Here is a 12,915-nt window from a genome sequence, read left to right as displayed (position 1 = left end):
GGCTAAGGCCCGCAACCGGCCAGGCCGCCCTGGCCCCGCAGGGTCGTCCCCGGGGTCCGGCGGGTCCGCGAGTCCGAACGCCTTCAGAGACTCCTGAGGGCAGCGATCGGATCCAGCCGGGCGGCCCGGCGCGCCGGCACCACCCCGAAGAACAGACCGATCGAGCCGGACAGCCCCACCGTCAGCAGCACCGTGCCGGCCTCGATGGTGGCCGGCAGGGGGGTGAAGGCCGCCACCAGGCCGACGGTGCCCAGGCCCAGGGCACTGCCGATCACCCCGCCGAGGCTCGCCAGCACCAGGGATTCCACCAGGAACTGGAGCAGGACGTCGCTGCTGCGGGCGCCGAGGGCCTTGCGCAGGCCGATCTCCTCGGTGCGTTCACTCACCGACACCAGCATGATGTTCATGATGCCGATCCCGCCCACCAGCAGGGACACGGCACCGATGGCACCGAGCATCAGGGTGAGACCGCCCGTGATCGTTCCCACGATCGTGAGGGCATCCTTCTGGGAGCGCACGGCGAAGTCGTCCTCCCGCAGGATGCGGTGGCGCTGGCGCAGCAGGTTGGTGATCTGGAAGGCGGCGGCGCCGGTGCTGGCCTCATCCTTCGCCTCCACGCTGATGAAGGTGAGGCTGATGCCGAAGGTGGGATCCCGCCCGCTCAGCTGGCTCACCATGGTGGTGAGGGGGATGTAGGCGTTCTCGTCCTGGTTGGAGCCAAACACCGCCCCCTTCGAGGCCAGAACACCGATCACCTCAAAGGACTTGTCCCGGATGCGCAGCTGGCGGCCCAGGGCCTCGCCGGTGGGCATCAGCTTCTTCTGCAGATCGGGCCCGATCACCACCACGTTGCGGGCCCCCTTGAGATCGCGCTCGTCGATGAAGCGGCCCCGGGTCACTTCGAAGCTGCGCACGGGCAGGAATTCCGGCGTCACCCCCGAGACCGAGACCGATGAGCTGAAGCCCCCGGCCTGGGCGACTTCGTTGAGGGTGATCTGGGGGGCGACACGACGGACGCTCGGCACCTGCTCGGCGATCGCCTTGGCGTCCTCCAGCACCAGGGTCCGCGGCATCTCGATCCCCTGGCGCCGGGTGTCGTTGTTGCCCGGCACCACGAACAGCACGTTGGCGCCCAGGGTGCTGAGCTGACTCTCGGCCAGGTTTTGGGCCCCGCGCCCGACCCCCACCAGGGTGATGACGGAGGCGTTGCCGATCACGATGCCGAGCATGGTGAGCAGGCTGCGCAGACGGTTGGAGCGCAGCGTCAGCAGCGCCATGGACACCGTTTCGCTCAGGGGCAGCTTGGAGGCCATGGCGGCGCAACCGGAGTGGCTTCGGTTCTAGAGGAACGAGGGCACCGACGAAGCGTGGGCACTGCGGGGGCCCCGGTGGACCACACCCTCCTGAATCTCGAGGGTGACCACCTCACCCATGCGCAGTTCGAGGGTGGCGTTGGCCACACCGACGATCACGGGCACGCCCAGACGCTCGGCGATAACGGCGGCGTGGCTCTGGCGGCCCTCCTCCTCGGCGATCACTCCGCGGGCCTTGCGGATCGCCTCCAGGTAGGCGGCGCTGGTCTCGCGGACCACCAGGATCTCGCCGGCCTCCAGGCGGGCCGCATCCTCGGGCGAGCTGGCCAGCCGCACCTTGCCGCTCACGGTGCCGCTGCCGATGCCGACACCGCGACCCATGACGGCCGAGACGATGCCCACCTTGACAAGGTCGGTGGAGCCGCTCACCCCCTCCAGGGTGCCGGCGGTCTGGACCACCAGATCACCGGCTCCCAGCAGGCCCAGCTGCTGGGCCGTGGCCATGGCGACGCTGAAGGTGCGGCTGCTGCTGGACTGGTCCTGGATCAGCAGCGGATTGACCCCCCACACCAGTTGCAGCTGGCGGGCCACCGTGACGTCGGAGGTGATGGCCAGGATCGGGGTGCTGGGGCGGAACTTGCTGACGTTGCGGGCCGTGGAGCCGGTCTTGGTCAGGGGCAGGATCGCGGCGGCGTTGAGCTGGCGGGCGATGCTGCTGACCGCCTGGCAGATGGCGTTGGGGATGGTGGTGGCCATGTGGCTGTCCAGCACCCGCTGGGGATAGTCGCGCTCGATGCGGCGGGCGATCTGGTCCATGGTGGCCACCGCTTCCACGGGGTAGTCGCCCACGGCCGTCTCGTTGGAGAGCATCACCGCGTCGGTGCCGTCCAGGATGGCGTTGGCCACATCGCTCACCTCGGCGCGGGTGGGCCGGGGGCAGGAGGCCATCGAATCCAGCATCTGGGTGGCCGTGATGATCGGGATGCCGAGGCTGTTGGCCTTGCGGATCAGCTCCTTCTGCAGCAGCGGCACCTCCTCGGCGGGCATTTCCACCCCGAGGTCGCCACGGGCCACCATCACCCCGTCGCAAAGGGGCAGGATCGCGTCGATGGCGTCGATGGCCTCGAACTTCTCGATCTTGGCCACCACGGGCGTGTCGTGACCGTGGCTGCGGATCAGCTCCCGGATCTCCAGCATGTCGGAGGGGTTGCGCACGAAGCTGAGGGCGACCCAGTCGACCCCCTGCTGCAGGCCGAAGGTCAGGTCGCGGCGGTCCTTGGGGGTCAGGGCCCGGATCGACAGCTGAACATCGGGGAAGTTCACCCCCTTGTTGTTGGAGAGCACCCCGCCGACGGTGACCTTGCACTTGAGGGTCTGTTCGGGGCCGTCCACCTCCACCACCACCATCTCGACGCGGCCGTCGTCCAGCAGGATGCGGCTGCCGCTGCTCACCTCGTCCGCCAGCCGGTCGTAGGTGACCGTGGCGATGGTGTTGTCGCAGTTGACGGCCCGGGAGGTCAGCGAGAAGGGATCCCCCTTGGCCAGGGTGATGGGACCGGCCTGGAAGCGGCCCAGGCGGATCTTGGGACCCTGCAGATCCTGGAGGATGCCGATGTGGACGCCCATTTCGTGGGCCACCTGGCGGATGGTGGCGATCCGATCGGCGTGATCGCTGTGATCGCCGTGGGAAAAGTTGAGACGGAAGGTGGTGGCGCCGGCGGTGATCAGCTGCCGCAGCACCTCGGGTGACTCGGTGGCGGGCCCGATCGTGGCCACGATCTTTGTGCGACGCATGAGATCGTGAGGGGCCATTGGACGACCTTGTACAAGGGCGGAAACTACCATCCGGGCTTGCCAGGAGCGCGCTTGAAATGGACTTTCAGGACTACCAGCAACGCTCCCGTGAGACGGCGCGCTACCCGGAGGCGGGTGCCAACATCCTCTACCCGACCCTGGGGCTCTGCGGCGAGGCCGGCGAGGTGGCCGACAAGGTGAAGAAGGTGCTGCGGGACCGGGGCGGCGTGTTCGGCCCCGAGGTCCGCGACGACCTGCGGCTGGAACTGGGCGATGTGCTCTGGTATGTGGCCCAGCTGGCCACGGAGCTGGGGCTCGACCTCGACGATGTGGCCGGCGCCAACCTGGCCAAGCTGGCCGACCGCGCGAACCGTAACGTGATCGCAGGCAGCGGCGACCGGCGGTGACTCAGCAAAGGACCGTCGTTCCAGGGCCAGGAATCTCGTCCAGGGCCTGGGGCCGGATCGGGTCCGCCAGCCTGGTGGTGGCGGGAGCCCGGCTGCTGGTGGGGCTGTCTCTGGTGCTGCTGGTGCTGGTCGGCGCCCCCGCCCTGGCGGGCGCCACCGACCTGAAGGTGTCGGAGGTGATGCTGGAGCCATGCCCGGCCGATGACCTGGGCACCCAGCCGACCCTGGCCCGCCCCAGCGGCGCCACCTGCTGGGCCCTGCGCGGCGTGGTGGATAACCCGGGATCGAAGCCCGTGGTGGACACCGATGTGTTCGGCCTGATCCTCGATGCCAGCGGCGAGCCGGTGCTGCCCAACCGCACCCGGGTGGGATCCATCGGCGATGTGCCCCCTGGCCGCTCCAGCTTCGCCCTGCGGCTGGCGGTGCCCGCCGGCACCCCCGGCCCCCTGGGCACCCGCAGCGTCAAGGCCCGGGGCTTCAGTGCCCCGGTGCGCACCCGTGCCGGCGTCGACGACGAGCTGCTGCCCCTGGAGGAGGCCCTGGCGGCGTCCCCTGCCGCCGACCCTCAGTAGAGGCCGCCGGAGAGGGTGGCGATGGAGGCCCCCAGAAGGCTCTGGGCCAGCTGCAGGGCGATGAAGGCCACCAGGGCCGAGAGGTCGATGCCGCCGAGGGGCGGAATCAGGCCCCGGAAGGCGTTGAGATAGGGGTCGGTGATGGCGCTGACGCTGGAGAGCAACGGGTTGCTCCAGTCCAGGTTGGGGAACCAGCTGAGCAGCACCCGGACCAGCAGCACCAGCAGGTAGATGCTCAGGGTCTGGGCCAGCACCTGGAGCAGGAAGACGAGGATGCTCATGGAAGGGGTCGGGGGATGGGGCTGCAGGCTTGCGCCGTCACTTGGTCCAACTCTATGGATCCGCCTCTTCGTCGGGTGGTGGCGGGGTTCCGGCCGTCTCGGCGGCCGCCAGGCGTGAGCCCAGGGCGGCCAGATCATCGGCCTTCAGGGAGAAGGTGCGGTGGAACTTCTCGCTCAGGCTCAGCCAGTAGGAGCGGCCGTCGCTCTGGCGGCGGCGTTCGATGAAGTCCTGGGCCAGCAGCTCCCTGATGTGGTCGTAGGCCCCTGAGCCGCGCAGCTCCACCAGCTCCGACTGCAGCAGGCGCTTCTTGAGGGCGATGGTGGCCAGGGTCCGCAGGGCGGCGATGGAGAGGTCCACCGGCAGCAGGTTCTGGACCAGGTCCCCCAGGCCGGCACGCAGCTGCAGGGCGTAGTGCTGGCCCTCCTGGTGGATCTCCAGGGCGGTGTCCCGGTGCGCGTAGTCGGCCATCAGGGTGATCAGGGCCAGCTCGGTATCGTCCCTGTCGATGCCGGCGATGGCGGCCAGCTCAGCCAGCTCCAGGGGCCGACCCTTCAGGTAGAGAATCGCCTCGAGCCGGGCCGGCAGGGACAGGCCCGGGGTGGCCGCCACCGAGCGATCGCCTACGGAGGGCTCGCCTTCAGGAGGCTTGCCTTCAGAAGGCAGGCGGTCGGGTTCAGCCATGGGGACGTCCGGCACGGCGTGGCGGCAACGTATCGCAGGCCTCAGACCCCCACCAGCCCGCCCGGACTGGCCAGGGACCGTCCCACCTCACCCAGGAACAGCCGGTAGGCCGGATTGCCGGTCTCCTCCCAGTGCTGGTAGGGGAGATCGGCGAGGAAGGCCTGCCAGGCCTCCAGCTCCGCTGGCGGCACCTGAACCCCGACCACGATGCGGCCCACGTCGGCGCCGTGGTTGCGGTAATGAAAAATGCTGATGTTCCAGTTGGGGTGCAGGGCGTTCACGAAGGCCATCAGGGCTCCGGGCCGCTCCGGGAACACGAAGCGATACAGCCGCTCCTCCCCCTGGTTCAGGGCCGCCCCCGCACTGGCCGGCAGCCGTCCGCCCACCATGTGACAGAGGTGGAGCTTGGCCAGCTCGTCGCCGCTCAGGTCGAGACAGGGAAATCCCTGGGACTCCAGGGCGGCCATGAGTTGGCGGGTGTCCTGGTGGCCGCTGATCTGCACCCCCACGAAGATGTGGGCCAGCTGGGGATCGGCGAGGCGGTAGCTGAACTCGGTGAGGCTGCGCTGGCCGAGGACGGCGCAGAAGCGCGCCAGGCTGCCGGGCCTCTCCGGGATCTCGACCGCCAGCAGGGCTTCGCGCTCCTCCCCCAGCTCGGCCCGCTCGGCCACGAAGGCCAGCCGGTCGAAGTTCATGTTGGCGCCGCAGGCCACCGCCACCAGGGTGCGGTCCCGCAGCTGCCTCTGGGCCACGTCCTTCTTCATCCCCGCCACCGAGAGGGCGCCGGCCGGTTCCAGGATCGAGCGGGTGTCCTCGAAGACGTCCTTGATGGCGGCGCAGATCTCGTCGGTGTCCACCGTGACCATCCGGTCGACGCAGCGCTGGGCCAGGGCGAAGGTGTGCTCGCCCACCTGCCGCACGGCCACCCCGTCGGCGAACAGGCCCACCTGCTCCAGCCGCACCCGCTTCCCCGCCGCCAGTGAGCGGGTCATGGCGTCGGCATCGCTCGGCTCGACCCCGATCACCTCCACCCGGGGCCAGAGGCTCTTGACGTAGGCGCCGATCCCGGCGATCAGGCCGCCGCCGCCCACCGCCACGTAGATGGCATCGGGGGGATCGGAGCACTGGCGCAGGATCTCCAGGGCGACCGTGCCCTGGCCGGCGATCACGTCGGGATCGTCGAAGGGATGGATGAAGGTGAGCCCGCGCTGGCGCTGCAGGCGGTGGGCTTCCTCACAGGCCTCGTCGTAGGTGTCGCCGTGGAGCACCACCTCGGCCCCCCGGGCCGCCACCGACCGCACCTTCATCTCCGGCGTCGTGACCGGCATGACGATCACGGCGGTGCAGCCCAGCCGCTGGGCCGCCAGGGCCACCCCCTGGGCGTGGTTGCCGGCGCTGGCGGCGATCACCCCCCGGTCGAGCTCGGCGCGCTCCAGGCCGACCATCTTGTTGTAGGCGCCGCGCAGCTTGAAGCTGAACACGGGCTGGAGATCCTCCCGTTTGAGCAGCACCTGGTTGTGCAGCCGGCGGGAGAGGTTGGGGGCGGGATCGAGGGGGGACTCGATCGCCACGTCGTACACCCGGGCCCGCAGGATCCGCTGCAGGTAGGCGGTCGCCCCGGGGAACGCGTCGTCGTCGGCCATGGTCATCGCTCCAGTGTCGCAACCCGACCCCGGAACGGTGGCGTCCGTCGCCGTGGGTCGGGGCGAACCCCGTAGATTGGCCACCTGGAAGCAAGGAAGGGCATGCATCTGAGCGAGCTGAGCCATCCGAATCAGCTGCACGGCCTGAGCACCGCAGAACTCGAGGCCATGGCTCGCCAGATCCGCGAGAAGCACCTGGAGGTGGTGGCCACCAGCGGCGGGCACCTGGGTCCGGGCTTGGGGGTCGTGGAACTCACCCTCGCCCTCTATCAGACCCTCGACCTGGAGCACGACCGGGTGGTGTGGGATGTGGGCCACCAGGCCTATCCCCACAAGCTGGTGACGGGCCGTTACAAGGATTTCCACACCCTGCGCCAGCAGGGCGGCGTGGCGGGTTACCTCAAGCGCAGTGAGAGCCGCTTCGACCACTTCGGCGCCGGCCACGCCTCCACCAGCATCTCGGCCGCCCTGGGCATGGCCCTGGCCCGCGACCGTCGCGGTGAAGATTTCAAATGCGTCGCCGTGATCGGTGACGGCGCCCTCACCGGCGGCATGGCCCTGGAGGCGATCAACCATGCCGGCCACCTGCCGCGCACCAAGCTGCTGGTGGTGCTGAACGACAACGACATGTCGATCTCACCGCCGGTGGGGGCCCTCTCCACCCACCTCAACCGCATGCGGCTCAGCAAGCCGGTGCAGTTCCTCTCCGGCAGCGCCGAGGAGGCGGTGAAGCACCTGCCCTTCCTGCACGGGGAGCTGCCCACCGAGCTCAAGACCCTCAAAGAGAGCATGAAGCGGCTGGCGGTGCCCAAGGTGGGGGCCGTGTTCGAGGAGCTGGGCTTCACCTACGTGGGTCCGATCGACGGCCACGACATCCCCGAGATGGTCCGCACCTTCCAGGCGGCCCACCGCTGCGAGGGCCCGGTGCTGGTGCACGTGGCCACCACCAAGGGCAAGGGCTACCCCTACGCCGAGGCCGACCAGGTCGGCTACCACGCCCAGTCGGCCTTCGACCTGGCCACCGGCAAGGCCTACCCCTCCAGCAAGCCCAAGCCCCCCAGCTGGAGCAAGGTGTTCGGCCAGACGCTGGTCAAGATCTGCGAGCAGGATTCCCGGGTGGTGGGCATCACCGCCGCCATGGCCACCGGCACGGGTCTGGACCTGCTGGAGAAGGCCCTGCCCCAGCAGTACTTCGACGTCGGCATCGCCGAGCAGCACGCCGTCACCATGGCGGCCGGCATGGCCTGTGAGGGCCTGCGGCCGGTGGTGGCGATCTACAGCACCTTCCTGCAGCGGGCCTACGACCAGCTCATCCACGACGTGGGCATCCAGAAGCTGCCGGTCACCTTCGTGCTCGACCGGGCCGGCATCGTCGGCGCCGACGGCCCCACCCACCAGGGCCAGTACGACATCAGCTACCTGCGGGCCGTGCCCAATTTCACGGTCATGGCCCCGAAGGATGAGGCCGAACTGCAGCGCATGCTCGTCACCTCGATCGCCCACGACGGCCCCTGTGCCATCCGGATTCCCCGCGGCGAAGGCGAAGGCGTGCCGCTGATGGACGAGGGCTGGCAACCCCTGGAGATCGGCCGCGGTGAGCTGCTCACCGACGGCGATGGCGTGCTGATCGTGGCCTACGGCGCCATGGTGGCGCCGGCCATGGCCACTGCCGGTCTGCTGCAGGAGAAGGGTCTGCGGGCGGCGGTGGTCAATGCCCGCTTCCTGCGGCCCCTCGACGAGGCGCTGATCCTGCCCCTGGCCCGCCGCATCGGCCGGGTCGTGACGATGGAGGAGGGGGCCCTGCCCGGTGGCTTCGGAGCTGCCGTGGTGGAATCCCTGAACGACCACGATCTGCCCGTCCCGGTGCTGCGCATCGGCATCCCCGATGTCCTGGTGGACCACGCCAGCCCCGACCAGAGCAAGGAGAAGCTGGGGCTGACTCCCTCCCAGATGGCCGACCGCATCCTCGAACGCTTCGGGCCCGTCTTCCGCGCCACCGTTCCCACCGCCCTTGCCGTCTGAGTCGTCCCTCCGCTGCCAGGTGCTGGTGGTGGGGGCCGGACCGTCCGGCGGTGACCTGGCCCGGCGTCTGGCCCTCCAGGGGGTGGATGTGGTGCTGGTCGACCGCCTCGACGACCTGAGCCGCTCCGCCTTCAGCAGCGCCGCCCTGCCGATCGAGACCATGACCAGCCTGGGCCTGCCGGCGGAGGTGGTGGGCAGCCGCTGGCGGGAATGGCAGCTGATCGGGCCCGGGGCCGCCACCCGGCGCTGGGCCGCCCCGCAGCCCCTCGGGGTGGTGCTGGATTTCGGCGCCCTGCGCCGCTGGCAGGCCGACCAGTGCCGCCGCTGGGGCGGCCGGGTGCACCTGGGCCTGCACGCCTGCTCCAGCCGCCAGGAGGGCGAGCAGGTGGTGACCATGCTGCGCCGCTCCGACGGCAGTACCCTTGAGGTCCGCAGCGACTGGACCGTGGATGCCAGCGGCCACGAGCGGGCCCTGCTGGGGGATCCGCCGGTGACGGACCGCCGCCGCGATGCTCTGGTGCGGGCCGCCGGCCTTGAGTGGCTGCTGCGGGTCTCCCCCTCCTGCTGGGAGCGCTGGGCCGACCGGCTCAGCTTCTGCCTGGGCAGCGACTGGGTGCCCCAGGGCTACGGCTGGATCTTTCCGATGCAGCCCGGGGTGCTGAAGCTTGGTGTCTGCCGGCTGGTGGATGGCGAGCGCCGCCAGCCGCCCCTGGGTGGGCTGATCGCTGACCTGGGCCGCCGGCTGCTGGCGGACGAAGGGGCGGGCGGCGAGCCCTTCGAGGTGCTCGACCGCCACGGCGGCCTGGTGCGCAGCACGATCCGGCGCCGGGAGCCTCACCAGCGGGGCCGCCTGGTGGGGCTGGGGGATGCGGTCAGCACCGCCAACCTGCTCGGCGGCGAAGGGATTCGCCACGCCCTCACCAGCAGCGCCGTGCTGGCGCCGCTGCTGCAGCGGGCCCTTATGGGCCCGGGGTGTTCTTCGATGCAGGCGGAGCGAGCCCTGCGCGACTACGCGCCACAGCTGCGACGTGCCCTGGGCTGGCGCTGGTCGCTGAGCGGCCGGCTGGCACGGCGCACCTGGCTGGGCCTGCACGGGCCCGGGGCCGATGGCCGTCTGGACCGGGTGCTGCGGGGGCTGGAGAGCCGCAGGGCGGAGGATCTCTCAGCCCTGCTGTTCGGTTATCGGTTCGAGCGGTACGGCCTCAGGGCGCTGCCGTACCTGCTCGGCTGGCGCTGAGAGCTCAGAGGACGCCGCGGGAGGCCAGACCCAGGATCGCGCCCATGCCCAGGATGTGGCCCAGGCTGGTGGTGCCGAGCATGGCGCCATGGCTGAAGCCGCCGAAGAAGTTGTCGCTGGGCAGCTTGAGGCCCTCTTTCTGCTGCTGGATGGTGGCCTTGCCGATGGCGATGGCGATGACGTTGCAGACGATCATGACCAGGGCCACCTTCGGGGACCAGCTGATCGAAGCGGGAGCCATGGCCAGGAGAGGAGCGATCATGATGCACTTGCCGACGCCCCATCTTCCGGGTCAGGGCGACCTGTGCCCCGCCCACTTAAGACTTGTTGACCTGGGTGCCGGCTGAACCCGCCGCCGGGGGTTCCGCAGGGAGCAGCCGGAACCCCAGGAGCACCACCAGGTTGCTGAGGGTCAGGAAGGCTTCGGCACCGCCGTGGAGGGGATCGACGTCCGCCAGCTGCCGGCCGTAGACCTGCTGGGCCACCACCGCGGCGGCGATCGTGACCGCCACGAACAGCAGCGTCAGCTGGAATCCCCGCAGCGCCAGCCGTGGGAAGGCCCGCACCTGGCGGGCCCACCACAGGAAGGCCAGGTAGGGGAGCAGGGAAAGCACGAAGAACGGGGCCGGATCGATGGCGCCGAGGCCCTGGAACCAGGCGGCCAGGGGCAGGGTCACGAGGCTTCGTCCTCCGGGGAGAGCCGCTGCTGGCGCAGCAGGTTCCAGGCGGCCAGGGCCATGGCCCCGTTGCCAAGGGCGGTGAGGCCGGCCTGCAGCACCACCAGGCCCCTGAGGGCCTCGCTGTTGTCGAACAGATGCCAGGTGCAGGCGGCCATGGCGCTCACCAGCGCCGGCACCATCGCCAGGGCCAGCCAGCGCCAGCCCCCCTCCCGCCGCCGGCTGCCGAAGGCCTGCACGGCCAGGATCGCCAGCATCCACTCCAGCACCGAGGTGATGTGGATCCACCAGGTGGGCAGCGACAGCGCGTGCATGGGCGGGGCCTGGTGCGATCCGTAATGTACGGAGCCGGAACCACCGCTGCGTCGGATGCGTGCTCTGATCTGCGGCTATTACGGAGAGCACAACCTCGGTGACGATGCCCTGCTGGAGGTGCTGCTGGGTCAGCTGCCGGCCGGTTGCCGTCCCCTGGTCACGGCCCATGACCAGGCCCTGGTGCGGGAGCGATTCGGGGTGGAGACCACCGACCGCCGCCGCCTGAAAGGGGTCCTGGCCGCCCTGGGGCGCTGCGACGCCCTGGTGCTCGGCGGCGGCAGCCTGCTCCAGGACGCCACCAGCTTCCGCAGCCTCCTGTACTACGGCGCCCTGATGCTGGCCGCCCGGAGTCGGGGCAAGCCCGCGCTCCTCTGGGGCCAGGGGCTGGGCCCCCTGCGCCGTCGCCGCAGCCGGCTGCTGGTGCGGGGACTCCTGCCCCTGGCCACGGCGATCAGCTGGCGGGACCCGGCTTCCGCAGCCCAGGCGAGGGAATGGGGGGTGGCGGCCGGCGTGGGGAGCGATCCGGTCTGGGCCCTGTCCGCTAGGGTCTGGAACGGCAGGGGCGGGCCGATCGTGGTCTGCTTCCGGCCGGTGCGACAGCTCGATGCCGCGGCCTGGCGGCCCTACCTGCAGGCCCTTGAGGGGCTGGCGGTGGCCGCCGACCGACAGGTGCTCTGGCTGCCCTTCCACCAGGACCAGGACCGGGGACTGCTGGCCGACCTCAGCGGGCAGGGTCTGGTGGGGCCGGCCCTCGCCGCCCGCAGCCGGGAACTGGCGGCCGCGACGCCGCAGGAGGCCATGGACGCTTTCGCCCAGGCGGGCCTGGTGCTGGCCATGCGGCTGCACGGACTGATCCTGGCGGCCCTGGCGGGCAGCCCCTGCGCCGCCCTCAGCTACGACCCCAAGGTGGCCGCCGCGGCCGCCGGCATCGGCTGCCCCTGCCACGACCTGGAGGCTGCGCCGCCCCCAGGCCTGCAGCAGAGCTGGGCCACCGTGCTCGACCAGCCACCGGATCCGGCCGGCATCGCCGCCCTGCGTCAGGAGAGCCAGGTGCACCGGGCGGTGCTGGACACCCTGAAGGGCTGACGGCTCAGCCCGCCCTCTCCCCCTGCAGGCGGACCAGTTCGGCGAGCACCTCCTGGCTGTGGCCGGACGGTCGCACCGCCACCCAGCTGGCCCGCAGCACCCCGTCCGGGTCGATCAGAAACGTGTGACGCGCTGAGAACGGCGCCAGCCAGGAGCCGTAGCGGCGGCTGGTGGCCCCGCCCGCATCCGACAGCAGCGGGTAGGCCAGACCCTCGCTGCCGCAGAACGACAGGTGCGCGTCCCGGTCATCGGCACTCACCCCCACCACCTCGGCGTTGCGGGCATGGAATCCCTCCAGGTCCCTCTGGAAGCCGCGGGCTTCGAGGGTGCAGCCGCTGGTGAAGTCCTTGGGATAGAAGTACAGGGCCAGCCAGCGGCCCCGGAAGTCCGCCTGGCCCAGGTGCGTCGGCACGACCGTGCCGTCCGCAGACGGGGCAACCCCGTCAAGGTCGAAGGCGGGGGCCGGCTGGCCGATCTCGGGAAGGGTGCCGCCCATGGCCTTGGCCCGGTCCGGCCGGACCAGCAGGCTGAGGGCGGCCAGCAGGGATCCCCCCAGAAACGTGCGACGGTCCACAACCAGGCTTCGATCAGGGCCGGACCCTAGCGGGGCCGGCCGGGGGATCCGTTCAGATCTTGGCCAGATTGACGCCGAGTTCCTTGGCGTAGGTGCCGAGACCCTTCTTCTGGATCGTCTTGAGGGCGCGGGTGGACACGCGCAGCTTCACGAAGCGGTTGCCCTCGGCCCACCACAGGCGCCGCTCCTGCAGATTCACCTGCTGCAGCTTCTTGGTGCGCACGTGGGAATGGCTGACGGCCATGCCGTTGTTGGCGCGCTTGCCGGTGAGCTGACAGACCCGGGACATGACGATGTGACGACGGTGGACGA

The 12,915-nt window shown here is 70.5% G+C and carries 15 protein-coding genes; 5 read left to right on the top strand and 10 right to left on the bottom strand.

Going from position 1 to position 12,915, the window contains the following annotated elements:
• Positions 1–83 precede the first annotated feature (83 nt).
• Together KUG39_RS09425 and pyk are read right to left on the bottom strand one after the other, a co-directional pair.
• A complete protein-coding gene (locus tag KUG39_RS09425; RefSeq protein ID WP_094584634.1) occupies positions 84–1,313 on the bottom strand; it encodes an ABC transporter permease in 1,230 nt (409 codons plus the stop codon).
• 27 nt (positions 1,314–1,340) lie between these two features.
• The gene (gene pyk, locus KUG39_RS09420) at positions 1,341–3,125 is read right to left on the bottom strand and encodes a pyruvate kinase (RefSeq protein ID WP_190609502.1); all 1,785 of its coding nucleotides are present in this window, start codon (positions 3,123–3,125) and stop codon (positions 1,341–1,343) included.
• A 59-nt stretch (positions 3,126–3,184) separates the two neighbouring features.
• Between pyk and KUG39_RS09415 the strand changes: the two genes are divergently transcribed.
• Positions 3,185–3,514: a nucleoside triphosphate pyrophosphohydrolase family protein gene (locus KUG39_RS09415; protein WP_094584632.1), complete on the top strand. Its 330-nt coding sequence runs from the start codon at positions 3,185–3,187 to the stop codon at positions 3,512–3,514.
• A 98-nt stretch (positions 3,515–3,612) separates the two neighbouring features.
• Positions 3,613–4,086 (top strand): hypothetical protein, encoded by a 474-nt coding sequence (locus KUG39_RS09410; RefSeq protein WP_216914924.1) that lies wholly within the window; start codon positions 3,613–3,615, stop codon positions 4,084–4,086.
• On the opposite strand, the gene KUG39_RS09405 is transcribed toward KUG39_RS09410, so the two are convergent.
• Genes KUG39_RS09405 through ilvA form a run of 3 tightly spaced genes read right to left on the bottom strand, consistent with a single transcriptional unit; the run spans position 4,080 to position 6,698 of the window.
• Positions 4,080–4,367: a YggT family protein gene (locus KUG39_RS09405; RefSeq protein WP_216914727.1), complete on the bottom strand. Its 288-nt coding sequence runs from the start codon at positions 4,365–4,367 to the stop codon at positions 4,080–4,082. The genes KUG39_RS09410 and KUG39_RS09405 overlap by 7 nt on opposite strands.
• Before the next feature lie 52 nt (positions 4,368–4,419).
• Positions 4,420–5,049, bottom strand: coding sequence for an SMC-Scp complex subunit ScpB (scpB, locus tag KUG39_RS09400; RefSeq protein ID WP_216914725.1), 630 nt, complete (start codon positions 5,047–5,049; stop codon positions 4,420–4,422).
• 41 nt (positions 5,050–5,090) lie between these two features.
• Positions 5,091–6,698, bottom strand: a complete 1,608-nt coding sequence (gene ilvA, locus KUG39_RS09395; protein ID WP_216914723.1) for a threonine ammonia-lyase, biosynthetic — start codon at positions 6,696–6,698, stop codon at positions 5,091–5,093.
• A gap of 96 nt (positions 6,699–6,794) precedes the next feature.
• Between ilvA and dxs the strand changes: the two genes are divergently transcribed.
• Together dxs and KUG39_RS09385 are read left to right on the top strand one after the other, a co-directional pair.
• The gene (gene dxs, locus KUG39_RS09390; RefSeq protein ID WP_216914721.1) at positions 6,795–8,714 is read left to right on the top strand and encodes a 1-deoxy-D-xylulose-5-phosphate synthase; all 1,920 of its coding nucleotides are present in this window, start codon (positions 6,795–6,797) and stop codon (positions 8,712–8,714) included.
• The gene (locus KUG39_RS09385) at positions 8,704–9,951 is read left to right on the top strand and encodes an NAD(P)/FAD-dependent oxidoreductase (RefSeq protein WP_216914719.1); all 1,248 of its coding nucleotides are present in this window, start codon (positions 8,704–8,706) and stop codon (positions 9,949–9,951) included. Before dxs ends, KUG39_RS09385 begins: the two co-directional genes overlap by 11 nt.
• A 4-nt stretch (positions 9,952–9,955) precedes the next feature.
• Here the strand turns inward: KUG39_RS09385 and psaK are convergent, their stop codons facing one another.
• The 3 genes from psaK to KUG39_RS09370 are packed head-to-tail and all read right to left on the bottom strand — an operon-like array spanning position 9,956 to position 10,942.
• A complete protein-coding gene (psaK, locus tag KUG39_RS09380) occupies positions 9,956–10,213 on the bottom strand; it encodes a photosystem I reaction center subunit PsaK (protein ID WP_094584626.1) in 258 nt (85 codons plus the stop codon).
• Between the two features lie 55 nt (positions 10,214–10,268).
• Positions 10,269–10,628: a DUF3593 domain-containing protein gene (locus KUG39_RS09375; RefSeq protein ID WP_094584625.1), complete on the bottom strand. Its 360-nt coding sequence runs from the start codon at positions 10,626–10,628 to the stop codon at positions 10,269–10,271.
• Positions 10,625–10,942: a DUF2499 domain-containing protein gene (locus tag KUG39_RS09370; protein ID WP_216914717.1), complete on the bottom strand. Its 318-nt coding sequence runs from the start codon at positions 10,940–10,942 to the stop codon at positions 10,625–10,627. The genes KUG39_RS09375 and KUG39_RS09370 overlap by 4 nt, the downstream gene beginning before the upstream one ends.
• Before the next feature lie 55 nt (positions 10,943–10,997).
• Here KUG39_RS09370 and csaB point away from each other — a divergent pair, with 55 nt between their 5' ends.
• A complete protein-coding gene (gene csaB, locus KUG39_RS09365) occupies positions 10,998–12,029 on the top strand; it encodes a polysaccharide pyruvyl transferase CsaB (protein ID WP_216914715.1) in 1,032 nt (343 codons plus the stop codon).
• 4 nt (positions 12,030–12,033) lie between these two features.
• Here csaB and KUG39_RS09360 read toward each other — a convergent pair whose 3' ends face one another.
• Both KUG39_RS09360 and rpmB read right to left on the bottom strand, forming a co-directional pair.
• Entirely contained in the window at positions 12,034–12,603 is a 570-nt protein-coding gene (locus KUG39_RS09360; protein ID WP_216914713.1) for a peroxiredoxin, read from the bottom strand.
• Positions 12,604–12,655: 52 nt separating this feature from the next.
• Positions 12,656–12,892 (bottom strand): 50S ribosomal protein L28, encoded by a 237-nt coding sequence (gene rpmB / locus KUG39_RS09355; protein ID WP_216914711.1) that lies wholly within the window; start codon positions 12,890–12,892, stop codon positions 12,656–12,658.
• Positions 12,893–12,915 lie beyond the last annotated feature (23 nt).

The organism is Synechococcus sp. CCAP 1479/10, from assembly GCF_019038515.1.
Lineage (GTDB): Bacteria > Cyanobacteriota > Cyanobacteriia > PCC-6307 > Cyanobiaceae > Cyanobium.
This window is presented reverse-complemented; position numbering and strand designations above follow the sequence as displayed.